At 64.3% G+C, this 14,158-nt stretch carries 12 protein-coding genes; 8 read left to right on the top strand and 4 right to left on the bottom strand.

Going from position 1 to position 14,158, the window contains the following annotated elements; genetic code table 11:
- Positions 1-146 precede the first annotated feature (146 nt).
- The 3 genes from D7V77_RS13515 (at position 147) to D7V77_RS13505 (ending at position 3,816) form a co-directional block, all read left to right on the top strand.
- Positions 147-1,745, top strand: coding sequence for an ABC-F family ATP-binding cassette domain-containing protein (locus D7V77_RS13515; protein WP_120576690.1), 1,599 nt, complete (start codon positions 147-149; stop codon positions 1,743-1,745).
- Between the two features lie 163 nt (positions 1,746-1,908).
- Positions 1,909-2,346, top strand: coding sequence for a hypothetical protein (locus tag D7V77_RS13510; protein ID WP_120576689.1), 438 nt, complete (start codon positions 1,909-1,911; stop codon positions 2,344-2,346).
- Positions 2,347-2,448: 102 nt separating this feature from the next.
- Positions 2,449-3,816, top strand: a complete 1,368-nt coding sequence (locus D7V77_RS13505; RefSeq protein ID WP_120576693.1) for a radical SAM protein — start codon at positions 2,449-2,451, stop codon at positions 3,814-3,816.
- 278 nt (positions 3,817-4,094) lie between these two features.
- Here D7V77_RS13505 and D7V77_RS13495 read toward each other — a convergent pair whose 3' ends face one another.
- On the bottom strand, positions 4,095-5,993 hold the full coding sequence (locus D7V77_RS13495) for an AAA family ATPase (protein WP_120576687.1): 1,899 nt from the start codon (positions 5,991-5,993) through the stop codon (positions 4,095-4,097).
- 243 nt (positions 5,994-6,236) lie between these two features.
- On the opposite strand from D7V77_RS13495, the gene D7V77_RS13490 reads away from it, so the two are divergent.
- Complete coding sequence (locus D7V77_RS13490) at positions 6,237-7,688, top strand: hypothetical protein (protein WP_126934004.1); 1,452 nt, start codon at positions 6,237-6,239, stop codon at positions 7,686-7,688.
- Here D7V77_RS13490 and D7V77_RS13485 read toward each other — a convergent pair.
- A complete protein-coding gene (locus D7V77_RS13485) occupies positions 7,675-8,772 on the bottom strand; it encodes a serine/threonine-protein kinase (RefSeq protein WP_158624397.1) in 1,098 nt (365 codons plus the stop codon). The two genes, D7V77_RS13490 and D7V77_RS13485, sit on opposite strands and share 14 nt — an antisense overlap.
- 237 nt (positions 8,773-9,009) lie before the next feature.
- Here D7V77_RS13485 and D7V77_RS13480 point away from each other — a divergent pair, with 237 nt between their 5' ends.
- A complete protein-coding gene (locus tag D7V77_RS13480) occupies positions 9,010-10,545 on the top strand; it encodes a serine hydrolase (RefSeq protein ID WP_233596967.1) in 1,536 nt (511 codons plus the stop codon).
- Between the two features lie 7 nt (positions 10,546-10,552).
- Here D7V77_RS13480 and D7V77_RS13475 read toward each other — a convergent pair whose 3' ends face one another.
- A complete protein-coding gene (locus D7V77_RS13475; protein ID WP_120576684.1) occupies positions 10,553-11,212 on the bottom strand; it encodes a glutathione S-transferase family protein in 660 nt (219 codons plus the stop codon).
- 97 nt (positions 11,213-11,309) lie between these two features.
- On the opposite strand from D7V77_RS13475, the gene D7V77_RS13470 reads away from it, so the two are divergent.
- The 3 genes from D7V77_RS13470 to D7V77_RS13460 are packed head-to-tail and all read left to right on the top strand — an operon-like array spanning position 11,310 to position 12,994.
- Positions 11,310-11,816, top strand: coding sequence for a helix-turn-helix domain-containing protein (locus tag D7V77_RS13470; protein WP_120576683.1), 507 nt, complete (start codon positions 11,310-11,312; stop codon positions 11,814-11,816).
- A gap of 23 nt (positions 11,817-11,839) precedes the next feature.
- The gene (locus D7V77_RS13465) at positions 11,840-12,460 is read left to right on the top strand and encodes a hypothetical protein (protein ID WP_147452062.1); all 621 of its coding nucleotides are present in this window, start codon (positions 11,840-11,842) and stop codon (positions 12,458-12,460) included.
- 48 nt (positions 12,461-12,508) lie between these two features.
- The gene (locus tag D7V77_RS13460) at positions 12,509-12,994 is read left to right on the top strand and encodes a hypothetical protein (protein ID WP_120576681.1); all 486 of its coding nucleotides are present in this window, start codon (positions 12,509-12,511) and stop codon (positions 12,992-12,994) included.
- Positions 12,995-13,047: 53 nt separating this feature from the next.
- Here D7V77_RS13460 and D7V77_RS13455 read toward each other — a convergent pair whose 3' ends face one another.
- Entirely contained in the window at positions 13,048-14,109 is a 1,062-nt protein-coding gene (locus D7V77_RS13455) for a YihY/virulence factor BrkB family protein (RefSeq protein WP_120576680.1), read from the bottom strand.
- Positions 14,110-14,158 lie beyond the last annotated feature (49 nt).

Below are 14,158 nucleotides of genomic sequence, written 5' to 3'. Positions count from 1 at the left end.
GGGGTGGCTGGGGGGATGGAAACCCGGTGGGAAGGCGGCATTTCCGGGGCGGTCCGGCGGTTACATTGGGTCCTCCGGTACGCCGCCGGGCTTCGATTTACCGCGCGTCTTGGGTCGCCGCGCCATTTCCGTTACAAGCCGCCGCCATGTTCAACGTCATCAACGTCTCCAAGGCCTATGGGCCCAAGAAGCTGTTCGAGGAGGTCAACGTCGCCTTCTCGCCGGGCCGCCGCTACGGCCTGACCGGTCCGAACGGGGCCGGCAAGTCCACGTTCATGAAGATCCTCGCGGGAGACGAGGAGCAGGACATGGGCGACATCATCCGCCCGCGGAAGCTGGGCATCCTGCGCCAGGACCACTTCCGCTACGAGAGCGACCGCGTCATCGACGTGGTGCTGATGGGCAACCGCCACCTGTGGGCGGCGATGGACGAGAAGAACAAGCTCCTGGCCAAGGCCGACATCACCGAGGAGGACGGCAACCGGCTGGGTGAGCTGGAAGGCGTCATCGCGGAAGAGGACGGCTACTCCGCGGAGAGCGACGCGGCCACGCTGCTGGCCGGTCTGGGCATCGAGGAGTCCTTCCACGAAGAGCCCATGCGCCAGCTGACGGGCGGCCTGAAGCTGCGAGTGCTGCTCGCGCAGGCGCTGTTCGGCAAGCCGGAAGGGCTGCTGCTCGACGAGCCCACGAACAACCTGGATATCGACTCCATCCGCTGGTTGGAGAACTTCCTCCATGTGTACGAGGGCGTGCTGATCACCATCAGCCACGACCGGCACTTCCTGAACTCCATCTGCACGCACATCGCGGACATCGATTACGAGACCATCATCCAGTACACGGGTGGTTACGACGACATGGTCCGGCAGAAGTCGCAGCTGCGCACCCGGGTCGAGTCCGAGACGGAAGAGAAGAAGAAGAAGATCGCGCAGCTGCAGGACTTCGTGGCGCGCTTCCACGCCGGTACGCGAGCGTCGCAGGTGCAGAGCCGCATCAAGCAGATCGACAAGCTGAAGACGGAGGACCTGAAGCGCTCGAACATCGCGCGGCCGTTCATCCGGTTCGACCAGAAGGTGATCAGCGGTCGTCAGACGCTGATGTTCGAGGGCCTGAAGAAGTCCTTCGACGGGGTGCCGGTCATCAAGCCGTTCACGGGCCTGGTCTGCAAGGGCGAGCGCATCTGCGTGATTGGCCGCAACGCCGTGGGTAAGTCCACGCTGGTGAAGATGCTGGCCAACCAGCTGGAGCCGGACGCGGGGACCATCACCTGGGGCCACCAGGCGACGGTGGGCTACCTGCCGCAGGACCACCACGGCGTCATCCACAAGGGGACGACGTGCTTCGGCTACCTGCGGGAGATCAGCGAGAAGCTGACGAACGAGGAGATTTCGGGCGTGTTGGGCCGGATGCTCTTCTCGGGTGAGGAGCGGATGAAGGCGACGGACACGCTCTCCGGTGGTGAGACGGTGCGAGTGCTGTTGTCCAAGCTGATGATCACGCAGGACAACGTGCTGATCCTCGACGAGCCGACGAACCACCTGGACCTGGAGTCCATCGCGGCGCTGGCGGAAGGCCTGTCGAAGTTCGACGGCACGGTCATCTGCGTGACGCACGACCAGGAGCTCATCTCCGAGGTCGCGACCCGCATCTGGAGCCTGGAGGCGGGCAAGGAAGTGCTCGACTTCAACGGCCCGTATTCGGAGTTCAGGGAGAAGCACGCGGACGCGGCGTTGAAGCGCCGGTAGTCAGCACAGAAGTCCGAGGCAGTGCGAACGCCGCCCGTTTCCGGTCCTCCGGAAGCGAGGCGGCGTTTTCGTGCGCGTGTCCATCCCTCTTCCGGGGGATGCCCAGGCGGAGCAAGATCAGTAAGAACGCTCCTCCTCCACCCTGGAGAAGAGGATTCACCGAATGCTGAAGTCAGCGTCCGCCGTGCTCTGCCTTTCCGTCGCTGTCGCCTTCACCAGCGTGACGCTGGCGCCCAAGGCACATGCCAGTGGTCTATTCTCGAAGACCGAGGTCATCTTCGATGAGGAAGTCGCGATCCCCTCACGCAGCATGCAAACCCGGGGCTTCACACTGAATCGAAGCGCCACGCTCAAGCTCGAGGTCAAGGGCGTCAAGAACACCGACAAGGGCTTCGATGTCTACCTCATGACCGAGGACAACCTGGAGAAGATGCAAGCCGCCAAGGAGTTCCGCCACTTCCCTGCGTTCCAAGGACTGCAAGTCTCCAGCGCGACGAACACTCACGATGTCCCTGCAGGGAAGTATATGTTTGTCGTCCTCAACAAATACAACTTAATGAAAGGAATGGTCGTACACATCAAGGCGACCGTCAACCCATAGTCCTCCTCCGGAATTGAATCTCCCGGGGCCCCGGCCGTCTGGGAGACAATGGGAGTCGTCGGCACCGCGGACCATTCCACGCGGACCGCATCCGGGGGGCGCATGTCCACGCTGATTTCCAAGATCATTCCTGCCCCACCCCAGGCGAGGCGGGTCATCCTGGTCTCGATCGACTGGACTCGAGACAAGGATCCCCGCCTTCCGCTAGGGCACGCCTCCATCGTCGCGGCACTGCGAAACGCGAACGTCGACGTGCGGGCCTTCTCCTTTGCCATCAATCGCTCCGACTTCAATGAGGAGCGCATCCTGTGGAGCATTCTCGAATGCATCCAGGGGATTGAATCCCGGGACGTGGACCTGGGCCTTGGTGTCTACGTTTGGAATGACCGGGTGGTGAAGAGGCTACTGGGGACACTTCGACGGAGCGGATTCGAGGGCCGCATCATCCTCGGAGGGCCACAGATCTCCTACGCGGGGACCGGCCTTGAACAACTCTACCCCGAAGCAGATGGATTCGTTCGGGGGTATGGCGAAGAGGCCATGGTGGCACTTGTTGCCACGCCCGAGCGCATCCGGTTTCCAGGCATCCACTGGGCTGGAGAGGTGGACGTCGGTCTCCAGGCACAGGCAAAACTGGAGTCCCTCGCATCCCCCTTCCTCTGCAACGTGATCGAACTTTCAGTGGAGCAACGGTTCATCCGATGGGAAACGCAGCGTGGATGTCCTTTCCGCTGCTCGTTCTGCCAGCACCGAGAGGCTGGCAGCCGGTTGCGGCGGCGTGACCTCCCCATGGCACGCCTTGAGAAAGAAATTGAACTGTTCGTGCGCTCAGGAGTGGATGACATCGCCGTATTGGACCCGCTCTTCAACCTCGGCGACCACGCACTGACGGTGCTACGAACGTTTCGAAGGCTTGGCTATCGCGGGCGACTGTCTTTGCAGTGCCACTTCTCGACGCTGGATGACGAGTTCCTCCACGCTTGCGAAGGGCTCGATGTTCGGCTTGAGTTTGGACTCCAGACCATCCATGAGAAGGAAGCACGAGCTGTAGAGCGAGTGAATCATCTTGAGAAGGTGGTGGAAGGAATCCGCAAGCTCCATGCGCGCAGCACTCCATTCGAGGTCTCCATCATTTTCGGACTGCCCGAGCAGACGTTGGCTTCATTCCGGCAGACGATTGATTTCTGTCTCCGGCGGCAAGTGCCCGTGCTCAAGGCGTTTCCACTCATGCTGCTGAGGGGGACCCAACTGGAGCGAGAGCGAGCGCGCTGGGGGCTTGAGGAGAACGACGCACCCATCCCAAGCGTCATCCGCAGCCATACGTTTGACGAGCGGGAGTGGAATCGGATGGTAGCACTCGCTGAAGTCCTTCGTAAGACAGAAGGAAGACATCCGGCCTCCGTCGAAGCGCTGGAGGCTCAAGTGGCGTCTGCACCGGACACTTCCGACTGGTGGTCACCCGCAGCGTAGAGGCCCATGGCCACCCGCTCACAGAGCCCGTGATGGCGGCCGACGCGTGCGATACGCACGAGCTTTTCCCTCATTCTTGGGGATCCAGGCGCGTCGCCCACGGTCGGCAGGTCACTTCTTCTAAACCCTCACTGCGATGGATGGACTGCCACCCATCCTCAAGCCTCACGACGTGATTGTGATGGATAAACTCAGCGTCCATCACCGACCGGCTGTCGATGATCCTCGACGAGCCGACGAACCACCTGGACCTGGAGTCCATCGCGGCGCTGGCCGAATTAGCCGTGTTCGATCCGTCCCCCGAAATCGTCGATAGCGAGACTCGCATTGGCGAAAAGTTGGGTCCACAGACCATGGAGCTGACCATTGCGGAAACTCGGAGGCTGCTGTCGCAAAGCCTGCAGCTCCTTACGCGCATACGTTTGCAGGCGCAGCAACGCGTCGCTGCGGGTTTCAGGGCTGACTCGCTTTAGCAGCGATGCCGGCACCAGCCATGCCTTCAAGCGTCCATCTCGCTCAGCAACCAACTGAATGGCGGGATCGGCTTCGCGCCAACCGAATAAGCCCTTCAGGGGATACGTATCCAGCAGGAGGAAACCATGACTATGGGCCTTTTCCCCGACAGGAATGTGCATGTCCTCGACGATGAGCAGAAATCCGCTGGGGCGCATGCGTCGAGCAAGCGCCGATTTGGGACCGAGCACTGAAAGCCACTGACTTGGCGGAACTTCGTGCAGGACATTGCACATGATCGCCACATCGATACTCTCGACATCGAGCTGGGACTCCAAGTCAGCATCTCCCCTGAAGTGCCGCACGGCCGACGCCCCCATGCCGTATGTTGCATTGATCAACGCAATGCAGTGATCGCGGTCATTCACAGATGCATCAAGAGCACGATAATCAACAACCTCGGTGAACGGCCGGCCATCATCGTGAGCTTCGCGCAGTGCCGCCAGCAACCGTCCCTTCCCTGCGCCGAAATCAAGTAGCCGGAGCGGCTGGGAGGGACGACGGAATGCATGGATTGCGTTGCGGATCTGCTGAAGCTGGGGGTCGTCGCCATCAGTCATGACAACGGTTGGAGGGAGCAGGCAGTCTGCTGCAAAACGGTTGCTTGCGAGCTGCGCAGGCAGCTGGAGAAATGCCTCCAGGCGCTCGCGACCTTGCTCATCTCCAAGCAAGCCGGTGAGCACAAGTTCTGGTTCTCGGCCAACCCACTTCGCATGGCCTCCGCGGACGAACCATAGGGAATCGGTTGGCGCCCAAGCAAGTATGGACAATGAGTGAGTCGCAATCCAAAGCTGTCCGTCAGGTGTCGCCTTGCGGAGCGTTTCGAGTACGTCAACCACTGCCGCAGGATGCAGGTGAGTCTCAGGCTCATCCAACAGAAGGACAGCTTCGCTCAATCGCATGCCCTGCGCATGCAATGCAACAGACAGCTGCAGTAAAAGCCGCTGACCCTCAGACAAACCAGCTGTTGGGATAGCGCGGCCCCAGAGCGTAGGGGCACCATCAAGGCTCCGGTCGAGCTGTGCTCCCAGAAGATTCTTGATGTCATCACACAGGCGCTGATAATCCTCAACGGCCTTTGCCTTTTCGGATTCTTTTATCGTTACCTGTGGGTGGGTGGCTTGGAACCAGCGATCCTGCACGTTGCCAATGTACGCAAGGCAGCCGTCTTTCAGGGATTCAAAGCCAACACCATTTCTCACCTCCTCTGCCGCTGCGAGCGCGTCCCTTCGAATCTTGGTGGATGGATCCACAAGTTCAACTGGCCGAGGCACATAATAATATACAGGCCTGTCATCCCTTGAGTGCTTGAGCGCGATCATGCCCGCGAGCGCCATGGTGTCTTCGTACACCTGAAGCCATTGTTCAACGCCCTGAATTTGATGCTGTATCTGCACGAAATTGTCTTCTCTACTCATGGCCATGCGGGCGCTGCGCAATTGCTCCAGTTGTTTCCGCTGTCCCCGCACCTGATCCTGAAGATCACTTAACTGCATCGGCGTAGGCTGGTTCACAACTGCCCTGAAAATAGACTGCAGCAGCCGTGACTTTCCACCCCCATTGGGTCCTGCAAGCACAACTACGGATCCCAGCCGGTTCATATTCGTCCGGCCCATGCCTTTCCCTTCGTAGTCCTCAGGAAGTTTCACTTCCGTGATCAGCATCAGTCCTCCTGGCTCGCAAAAGCGCGACCACTATACCCGTCCAATGGAGCGCGTTGAAAGCGACCGCCATTTGCCATCCGCTTCCACGGGTTCTGACACCAGGGGCTACTGGCCTACGACAGCCTGGCGAAGATTGCTTGGCGTTGGATGGCACCCAGGGCAAGACGCACCGCGGGGCCATCCACAGTCCCGACCTCAATCCCATCGAACTGTGGTGGGCGTCAGTGGGTATGATGCAGGGCCATGTACCCGAGACGTCGTCTTCTGGCCCGTGGACAGTGGCTGTTCGATCTCAGGCCGCATCGGCTCATCGTCTTCCACGGAGCCGAAGGCGTGCGCCGGGAGGCCAGTGGAGACGTGCCGAATCCTCCGTCCGCGCCCGTGGTGCTCGCCGCGCTCGACGAGGCGACGGGCGTCTGGGTGGGGTGCGGGGATCGGCGTGTCTTCTCCGTGGGGGACGGCGCGAGCGCTCCCGTCCAGGCCTTTCCGCGGGAGTGCTTCGATCTCACCACCGATAGGGACCGGCTCATCGGAACGGTGGTGGACGGCTCCCTCAAGCTGACCACCCTCTTCACGACCGATGGGTCCGGGCAGCGATGGGAGCCCATGACCTTGCCCAAGCCCGTGCCCGCCCGCCACGGGTACGGATATAGCGAGGGGCGCCCCCACCGTCAGTCCCCCGATGGAGCGTTCCTCGACACGAGCCCCTTTGGCATCACCGTCGTGGAGAAGGGCCGGGGCCGCGTCTGCGTACTCCGCCCGGGGGCGGCTCAGCCAGAGGGTGCGCTCCAGTTGGAGCCGGGCCATGAGCAGGACATCTGGCGTGTCCTGGCCACTCCCCACGGCGTGCTTCTCCTGCTCGTCATCAACTACCGGCAGACGGTGCTCCTTCACTTCGCGCTCGACGGCACCCTGCTCGGCTCCATCCCGGCTCAGGATGATGAGGACGATGAGGATGATGAACTGACCTGGGGCGGTGCCGGGGTGTGCGTCCTCGACGCGGACCGGGCGCTCCTCTTCGTCCAGGACAAGATCCTCCTGGTGTCCCTGCCCGGGCTCCAGGTGCTCGAGACGCTCGTGGGGGAGTGGCCCCACTTCGTGTCCGTGACACCCGCGGGGCCTGACCGGTGGTGGGTGGGCCCCGAGGACAGTGACGCGCTCTTCCTGCTCACCGCCGAGCCCGGACACCCCTTGCGCCTCAACGCCTCGAACCGTCCGGTGAGCCCGGGCTCGCCGCTCATGCACGTGGGCTACAAAACGCCCGCGATCCACTGGACCGAGCACACCTCTGCGCCGCTGACCGTGTCCGCGCCCGTGACCGAGACATGGCGGGCGGTGGTTCGCAATGACGGGACCGCGTGCGAGGCGGTGCGGGTCCGGGTGTCCGGGGTGCTCGTCGGCGCTCGCGTGGTGGACGTGAGCGTGCGGTATCGCGGCCAGCCGCTCCCGATGGTGGAGGAGCACCGCGTGAACGTTGTGGGCGTTACCGCCGGTCTGGAGGGAGGGGCCACCGCGGAGCTGGAGGTGAGCTTCAAGCCCCGGGGCGAGGGCTCAGGACCGCTGACCATCACCGTCGAGCCATGCTCCTGGCAGTCGCAGGGCAAAGAGTGGCAGTGGCAGACCCAAGAGGAGTCTCGCGTCCTCGCGGTGACGGGCCATCCAGCATCTGCCCAGCTCCTGCTCACGGTGGAGTAGCGCGAACCTTCCCGGGTTCTGGCGCGGCGCCCATCTTCCAGAGCAGGGCGCCGCCTCCGAGCAGGACCGCCAGGCCGACTGCCGCCAAGAGGATCCAGCCTCGTCCCACGCGGGGCCGGGCCTGGCTCTCCGGACCGTCCGGAGCCGGGGCGATGACGGTCGGGTCGTCGCTCGGAGAGACCTGCTGGACGAGCTGGGCCAACTGCCGCGGGGTCACGGGCTCACCCACCGAGCGGATGAAATCCTCCAGGTCCTTCCGGAACGCGTGGCAGTCCGGATAGCGCTCATCGAGATCCTTCGCGAGCGCCCGAGCGAGGATGGCTCGAAGGGCATCGGGCAGGTCCGGCCGGTGCTGCTCGGCGGGCACGATGGGCTCGGATACGACGGCCCGAAACAAGTCCCAGTCGGACGTGGATTCAAAGGGCCTGCGCGTGGTGAGCAGTTCGTAGAGCACCAGACCCAGCGCGTAGACGTCCACCCGCCGGTCCACCGACACGCCCATGATCTCTTCGGGCGCCATGTACCGGTACTTGCTCATGTCGGGGATGTGGTGCTGGGGGGCCCACCGGACCCGGAAGTGGTCGATGCCGAAGTCCACCACCTTGGCCATCCCCTGGCGCGACAGGAGGATGTTGTACGGCCGGACGCAGCGGTGGATGAGCCGCAGCGGCTGGTTCGTCTCAGGGTCGGTGAGGTCGTGGGCATAGGCGAGCCCCTCGCAGGCTTGCGAGATGATGCGCGCGCACAGGGTCGCCGGCAGGGTCATCCGCTCGGCCGCCACGTGCTTGATCACCCTGCGCAGACCAGGCCCATCGATGTGCTCCCTGGCGAGGAAGTACGTGCCGTCCGCCTCACCGACGTCGAAGACCTTCGCGAGGTGCGGGTGCGTGAGCTGGGCGGCGTCCCTCGCCGTGTCGAGGAACATCTCCGGGAAATCCACCTGCTCGGCCATGTCCGAGCGGAGGCACTGGAGCACCAGCGTCTTATCGACGCCCTGCGGGCCCGCGGTCTTGGCCAGATGATCCTCGATGATGCCTTCGGTGAGCAGGCGGATGCGCTGGTATTTGCCGACATGGGATGTCACGAGACGTATGAATAGCAGACCATGACCCGCTACCGCTTCCTTGGGCTTCTGCTGGCGCTGCTCCCTGTCCATGTCGGCGCTGTTTCCATTCCAGCCGAGCAATTGGTGGGCAGCTGGGGCAGTGAGCGCGTCCTGGGTCCTCAAGTCCGAGGCGAACTGACGCTGGTTCGGGAAGGGAACACCTGGCGCGCGCGCATCGCCGGATTCGATGTTCCTGCCCGGGTTCAGAGTCTGAAGGTGTCCGTCGTCTTCCCAGGAGGCGAACTCCGAGCGACGTTGGCTGAGAACGGGCAGAGCATCACCGGTCACTGGATCCAGCCGCGCGTGCTCTTGAGCGGAATGAAGTTCGCCAGTCCGGTGGAACTGCGAACACTTCAGCCGGGTGTCTGGCGCGGCACCGTGACGCCGCTGGAGGACCGGTTTTCGCTGTACCTCGTCGTCAAGAAGCAGCCTGATGGCTCCGTGACAGCGTTCATCCGCAATCCGGAGCGGAACTTCGGCAACCGGATGCTGTTCCGCGTGGAGCTCCAGGACCGCACGGTCCGGCTCACGGCCACCACGGGCACCACCCAGATCGAAGGCACGTTCGACGCGCAGTCCGGTCGGCTGTCCCTCCCCTACCCTCCCTTCGATACGACGTTCGACTTCACCCGCCGGGACCGGTCGCAGGCCGTGGGGCTCTACTCCCGCACGCCCGCCCCAGGCCCCTACGCCTACCAGAAGCCCTTCGCGGAGGACGACGGCTGGACCACGGCCTCACCGGCCGACGTCGGCATGGACGTCCAACCGCTCCAGCAGCTCGTGCAGCGCATCCTCGACCAGGAACCCAGCCCGGAGTCAGTGCCCGCCATCCAAGGTCTGCTCATCGCGCGCCACGGGAAGCTCATCGTCGAAGAGTACTTCCAGGGCTTCGACAAGGAGCGGCCCCACGACCTGCGCTCCTCCTCCAAGTCCTACGCGTCCCTGCTGATTGGCATTGCCATGGACCAGGGTGCGGCCTTCACCGTGGACACACCTGTCGTCTCACTGTTCCCCGATTACAAGGGCAAGCTCTCCAACCTGGACGCGCGCAAGCGCAAGCTCACCGTCGCGCACCTGATGACCATGGCGACGGGCCTGGCCTGTGACGACGACAATCCGGATTCACCCGGCAACGAGGACCGGCTCGAGGACTCCGTGCCGGATTGGTACAAGTACACGCTGGACCTCCCCATGGTCCGCGCTCCCGGCGACGGGAAGGCCGTGTACTGCTCCGCGAACATCAACCTGCTGGGCGGCGTCCTCCGCAACACCACCCGCACCTGGATCCCCGAGTTCTTCACGAAGAACGTCGCCACGCCCCTCCAGATGCGCGGCTACCACGTCGACCTCATGCCCGACGGCGAGCAGTACCTGGGCGGCGGCATCTACATGCGCCCTCGCGATGCCCTGAAGCTCGGGCAGCTCTACCTCTCTGGTGGCACTTGGAACGGGAAGCGCGTGGTCAGCCAGCGCTGGGTCGAACGCTCCGTCGCGAACCAGGCGACGATGCCGGACGGACGGACCTATGGCTACACGTGGTGGCGCCATGAACTGCGCGTCGGCGACCGCGTGTATTCACAGTACGAAGCCAGCGGCAACGGTGGCCAGCTGGTGATGGTCGTCCCCGAGCTGGACCTCGTCGTGCTGTTCACCGCGGGCAACTACAACCACGTCGCCCTCTGGCGGAAGTTCCGCGAGGAACTCCTGCCCCGGTACATCATGGCCGCGGCCTCCACGCCCCCGCGGCCTTGACCCACTCTCAATCCCGATCCGGCGCTCCCAGCGGGAAGAGCGGGCGGTACGGCCGTCCCCCGTCCACCGCGCGTGCCACCGACGGACGCGCGAGCAACCTCGCGCGATAGGCGCGCAGCTGGGGACACGACTCGGGAATCCGGTGCGTCCAATCCGCGTAGAACAGCGACGGCGCTGCCGCACAGTCCGCCAGCGTGAAGTCGTTGCCCGCGGCCCAGGTCCTGCCCCCGAGCTGCCCTTCAATCCAACCGTAGGCGCGCTCCAGCTTCTCCACCGCCATCTTCATCCCGTCCTGGCGCTTCACCGGGTCCCCCGTCAACGCCCCGTCCACGGCGTGCTGGACCATGTTCATGACGTGCAGGTCGAAGAAGCGGTCGAGGAACCGCACGTCCAGCGCGACCATCGGGTCCTCGGGCAACAGGCGCACCGGCCCGGGATGCTTCAGCTGGAGGTACTCGATGATGATGCTCGTCTCGACGACGTTACGCTCGCCGTCCACCAGCAGCGGGAACTTGCGCAGCGGCCAGCGGCGCAGCCATTCGGCTGAATGCTCCGGTGTCTCCGGGCTGATGCTTCGAAACTCGAAGGGCGTGCCGTTCTCGTACAGCGCGATGAGCACCTTCTGCGTGTACGAAGAGAAATAGTGACCGTAGACCGCGAGCGACATCGTCGGACCTCTCCTTTCGACCACTTGCGTTTCACAACGGGTTGAACCGTATTTGCACCACTTGCATACTGCAAGCAGGAACCCCAGGAGCACGGCCATGCCGCAGACAGGGCGCTCCGGCTGCCCCATCAACCTGACGCTCGAACAGCTTGGCGACCGTTGGAGCCTGATCGTCATCCGCGACGTCATGTTCGGGAACCGGCGCAGCTACGGCGACCTGCTCTCGCAGAGCGAAGAAGGCATCGCCTCCAACATCCTCGCGGACCGGCTGAAGCGCCTGACCGCGTCCGGCCTGCTATCGCGACGCCCGGATCCGAACCACCAGCAGAAAGGCATCTACAGCCTCACGGAGGCGTCCATCCAACTGGTGCCCCTGCTCGCGCACATGGGTGCCTGGGGCCGCCGGCACACGCAGGTGAGCGAGGAGCTGTCGGTGCGCGCGGAGCTGTTGGAGAAGGGCGGCCCGCCCCTCTGGAACGCGTTCATGGAGGAGCTGCGCCACCTGCACCTGGACGCGCCGCGCCCTTCCCGCTCGGTGTTCCGCGAGCTTCAGGCCGCCTACGAGAAGGCCGTCGCTCGCAACGCTCGGGACGGACGGACCTGAAGCGGGTAGCGTTCACCGCGCTCATGAAAGCCATCGGCTGGTGGATGTTCGTCCTGCTGTGCGCGCTGTGGCTCCCCGCCTGCGGTCCCTACGACTGCACCCCGGAGAACTGCGCGGACGGCTGCTGCTCCTCGTTCAATGAGTGCATCTCGTTCCGGAGCGACTCGGAATGCGGCCCCAATGGCAGCGCCTGTGAACCCTGCGCGGAGGGCAGCGTCTGCCGGCTCGACCAGCACACCTGCTACGTGGGCGTGATGCGCACCTATATCCAGCCTCGGTACGCCACCATCGCGGACGTCGACCCGGATACGGGCGAGGACTGGGACTCCGACGGCTCTCCTCCGGACGTCGTCGTGGAGATGAAGTGTCCCGGCGCTCCCGAGCGCTCCCGCACCGAGGAGGACGAGAGCTGGGACCCCGAATGGCGCTCCGGCGGCTGCCAGGTCATCACGTCCAACCTGCTGCGCTACCCGCTCGAAATCTCCATCTTCGACAACGACGACTTCACCTTCGATGACGAGTTCGGCGGCCTCTCCTACCAGGTCACCCGCGCCGACCTGAACCTGGGCCGCATCGAGCTCTCCATCCCGCCCATCGTGAAGACGCTCGTCTTCGACCTGAGCCACAACTACGCGCCGCAATGAGCCGGGCCCTGCTGTAACCGCCTCCGCGCCCCTGGCGTAGTCCTGGGCATGCGCGCCCACGCACTGCCCCTCCTGGTCCTGTTCGCCGCTGCCTGCGGCCCCTCCTCCTCCGTGGACGAGGGCCTCGGCGTCGTCCAGGGCATCGACACATCCGAGACCGGCATCACCGCCTTCGTCCGCTCGGGCGAGTACGCCTCCTGGCTCGCGGAGCCCTCGGTCCACGACACGCGCGCGCCCCACGGCAGCAAGGTCCGCGTGTTCTTCAACGACGTCGTCGTGCGTTCGCTGCGCGACGGCAACGCCACACACCCCGTGGGCAGCATCCTGGTGAAGGAGCTCTTCGAGGACGACGGGAAGACACTCCGAGGCCACGCGCTGGACGTGAAGGTCTCGGAAGGCCCCGGCAAGGACACCTGGATCTTCTACGAGGGCTTCGGCCCCGACTACACCCGGAACTACTACGGCCGCGCCCACTCGACCTGCCACGGCTGCCACTCCGACGGGACGGACTACGTCACGTCACCGCTGCCGTGAAAATGACAACGGGCGGCCCCCTTTCGAGGACCGCCCGCCGTTGACCCACAGGCCTATCGCGCCGTGGACTTGCGACGCATCAGGAACACGCCCAGGCCCACGCCCGCGGCCCACTTCGCCGCGGCGGCCAGCGGCGTCTTGCTCAGCGGCACCGGGCGGTTCTCGTACCGCGGCTGGGGCGGAACGGGACGGAAGTCCGTGGCGCCGGGGAGGTTCGCGCCCTGCTCCTCCGCCTCCGTCTTCGTCACGTTCGGTCCCGGCGCGTCCGGATCACGCGAACCCGGAGCCTTCCCGTCCGGCGACTTGTGCTCGAGGATGCCGTTGATCTCCGCACCCAGCAGCACGACCATGCAGGAGATCTGCATCCACAGCAGCATCACGATGACACCGCCGATGGCGCCGTAGTTCACGTCATACGAGCCGAAGTTCGCCACGTACTTCGAGAAGCCCCACGAGGCGATCACCCAGATGACCACGCTCACCACCGAGCCCGGCGTGATGAACTTGAACTTCTGCTTCACGTCCGGCAGCACGTAGTACAGCACCGCCAGCAGCATCATCATCAGCAGGCCCGCCACCGGCATGCGCAGCCACAGCACGACGCTGGTGAACGGCTCGCCCAGCCGGTTCGCGATCGCCGGCGTCACGATGGCGACGAGGGCCGCCAGCACCACCGTCACCGCCGTCCCCAGCGTCGTCAGCAGCGCGAGGCCGCGCTTCTTCCAGAACGGGCGCTTCTCCGTCACGCCGTAGACCGTGTTGAGCGCGTCCATCAGCGCCACCACACCGCCCGACGCCGCCCAGACAGCGCCCACGCCACCGATCGTCAAGAGCCCCACCGGATTGCTGCTCGCCAGCGCCTCCAGCCGCTCGCCCAGGATCTTCGTCACCTCCTGGGGCGCCACCTTCGACAGCTCCTGGATGAGCTGCTGCGCCTGGTGCGGATCAATCAGCACACCGGCCAGGGACACGAGGAACAGCAGGAACGGGAACAGCGCCATGATGGCGGAGAACGTCAGCGCGCCCGCGACGTTGCCCACGTTGTCGCGCCCCCACTCATCCTTGAGGGACTTGAAGAACTCCTTCCAACTCATTCCCCTGCCGGGCAGGACCATGCGTCTCCTCCTCGGAGGAGATTGGGCATTCCATCCCCCGGCTGGCTTC

The organism is Corallococcus sp. CA041A (genome assembly GCF_003612075.1).
GTDB lineage: Bacteria > Myxococcota > Myxococcia > Myxococcales > Myxococcaceae > Corallococcus > Corallococcus exiguus.
This window is presented reverse-complemented; position numbering and strand designations above follow the sequence as displayed.

Coding starts and splice junctions, on each gene's coding strand:
- D7V77_RS13475 (WP_120576684.1), bottom strand. CDS start 11,212: ATGTCGCTCGCGGTCTACGGTCACTATTTCTCTTCGTACACGCAGAAG.
- D7V77_RS13460 (WP_120576681.1), top strand. CDS start 12,509: ATGCGCGCCCACGCACTGCCCCTCCTGGTCCTGTTCGCCGCTGCCTGC.
- D7V77_RS13465 (WP_147452062.1), top strand. CDS start 11,840: ATGAAAGCCATCGGCTGGTGGATGTTCGTCCTGCTGTGCGCGCTGTGG.
- D7V77_RS13515 (WP_120576690.1), top strand. CDS start 147: ATGTTCAACGTCATCAACGTCTCCAAGGCCTATGGGCCCAAGAAGCTG.
- D7V77_RS13490 (WP_126934004.1), top strand. CDS start 6,237: ATGTACCCGAGACGTCGTCTTCTGGCCCGTGGACAGTGGCTGTTCGAT.
- D7V77_RS13455 (WP_120576680.1), bottom strand. CDS start 14,109: ATGGTCCTGCCCGGCAGGGGAATGAGTTGGAAGGAGTTCTTCAAGTCC.
- D7V77_RS13510 (WP_120576689.1), top strand. CDS start 1,909: ATGCTGAAGTCAGCGTCCGCCGTGCTCTGCCTTTCCGTCGCTGTCGCC.
- D7V77_RS13470 (WP_120576683.1), top strand. CDS start 11,310: ATGCCGCAGACAGGGCGCTCCGGCTGCCCCATCAACCTGACGCTCGAA.
- D7V77_RS13495 (WP_120576687.1), bottom strand. CDS start 5,993: ATGCTGATCACGGAAGTGAAACTTCCTGAGGACTACGAAGGGAAAGGC.
- D7V77_RS13505 (WP_120576693.1), top strand. CDS start 2,449: ATGTCCACGCTGATTTCCAAGATCATTCCTGCCCCACCCCAGGCGAGG.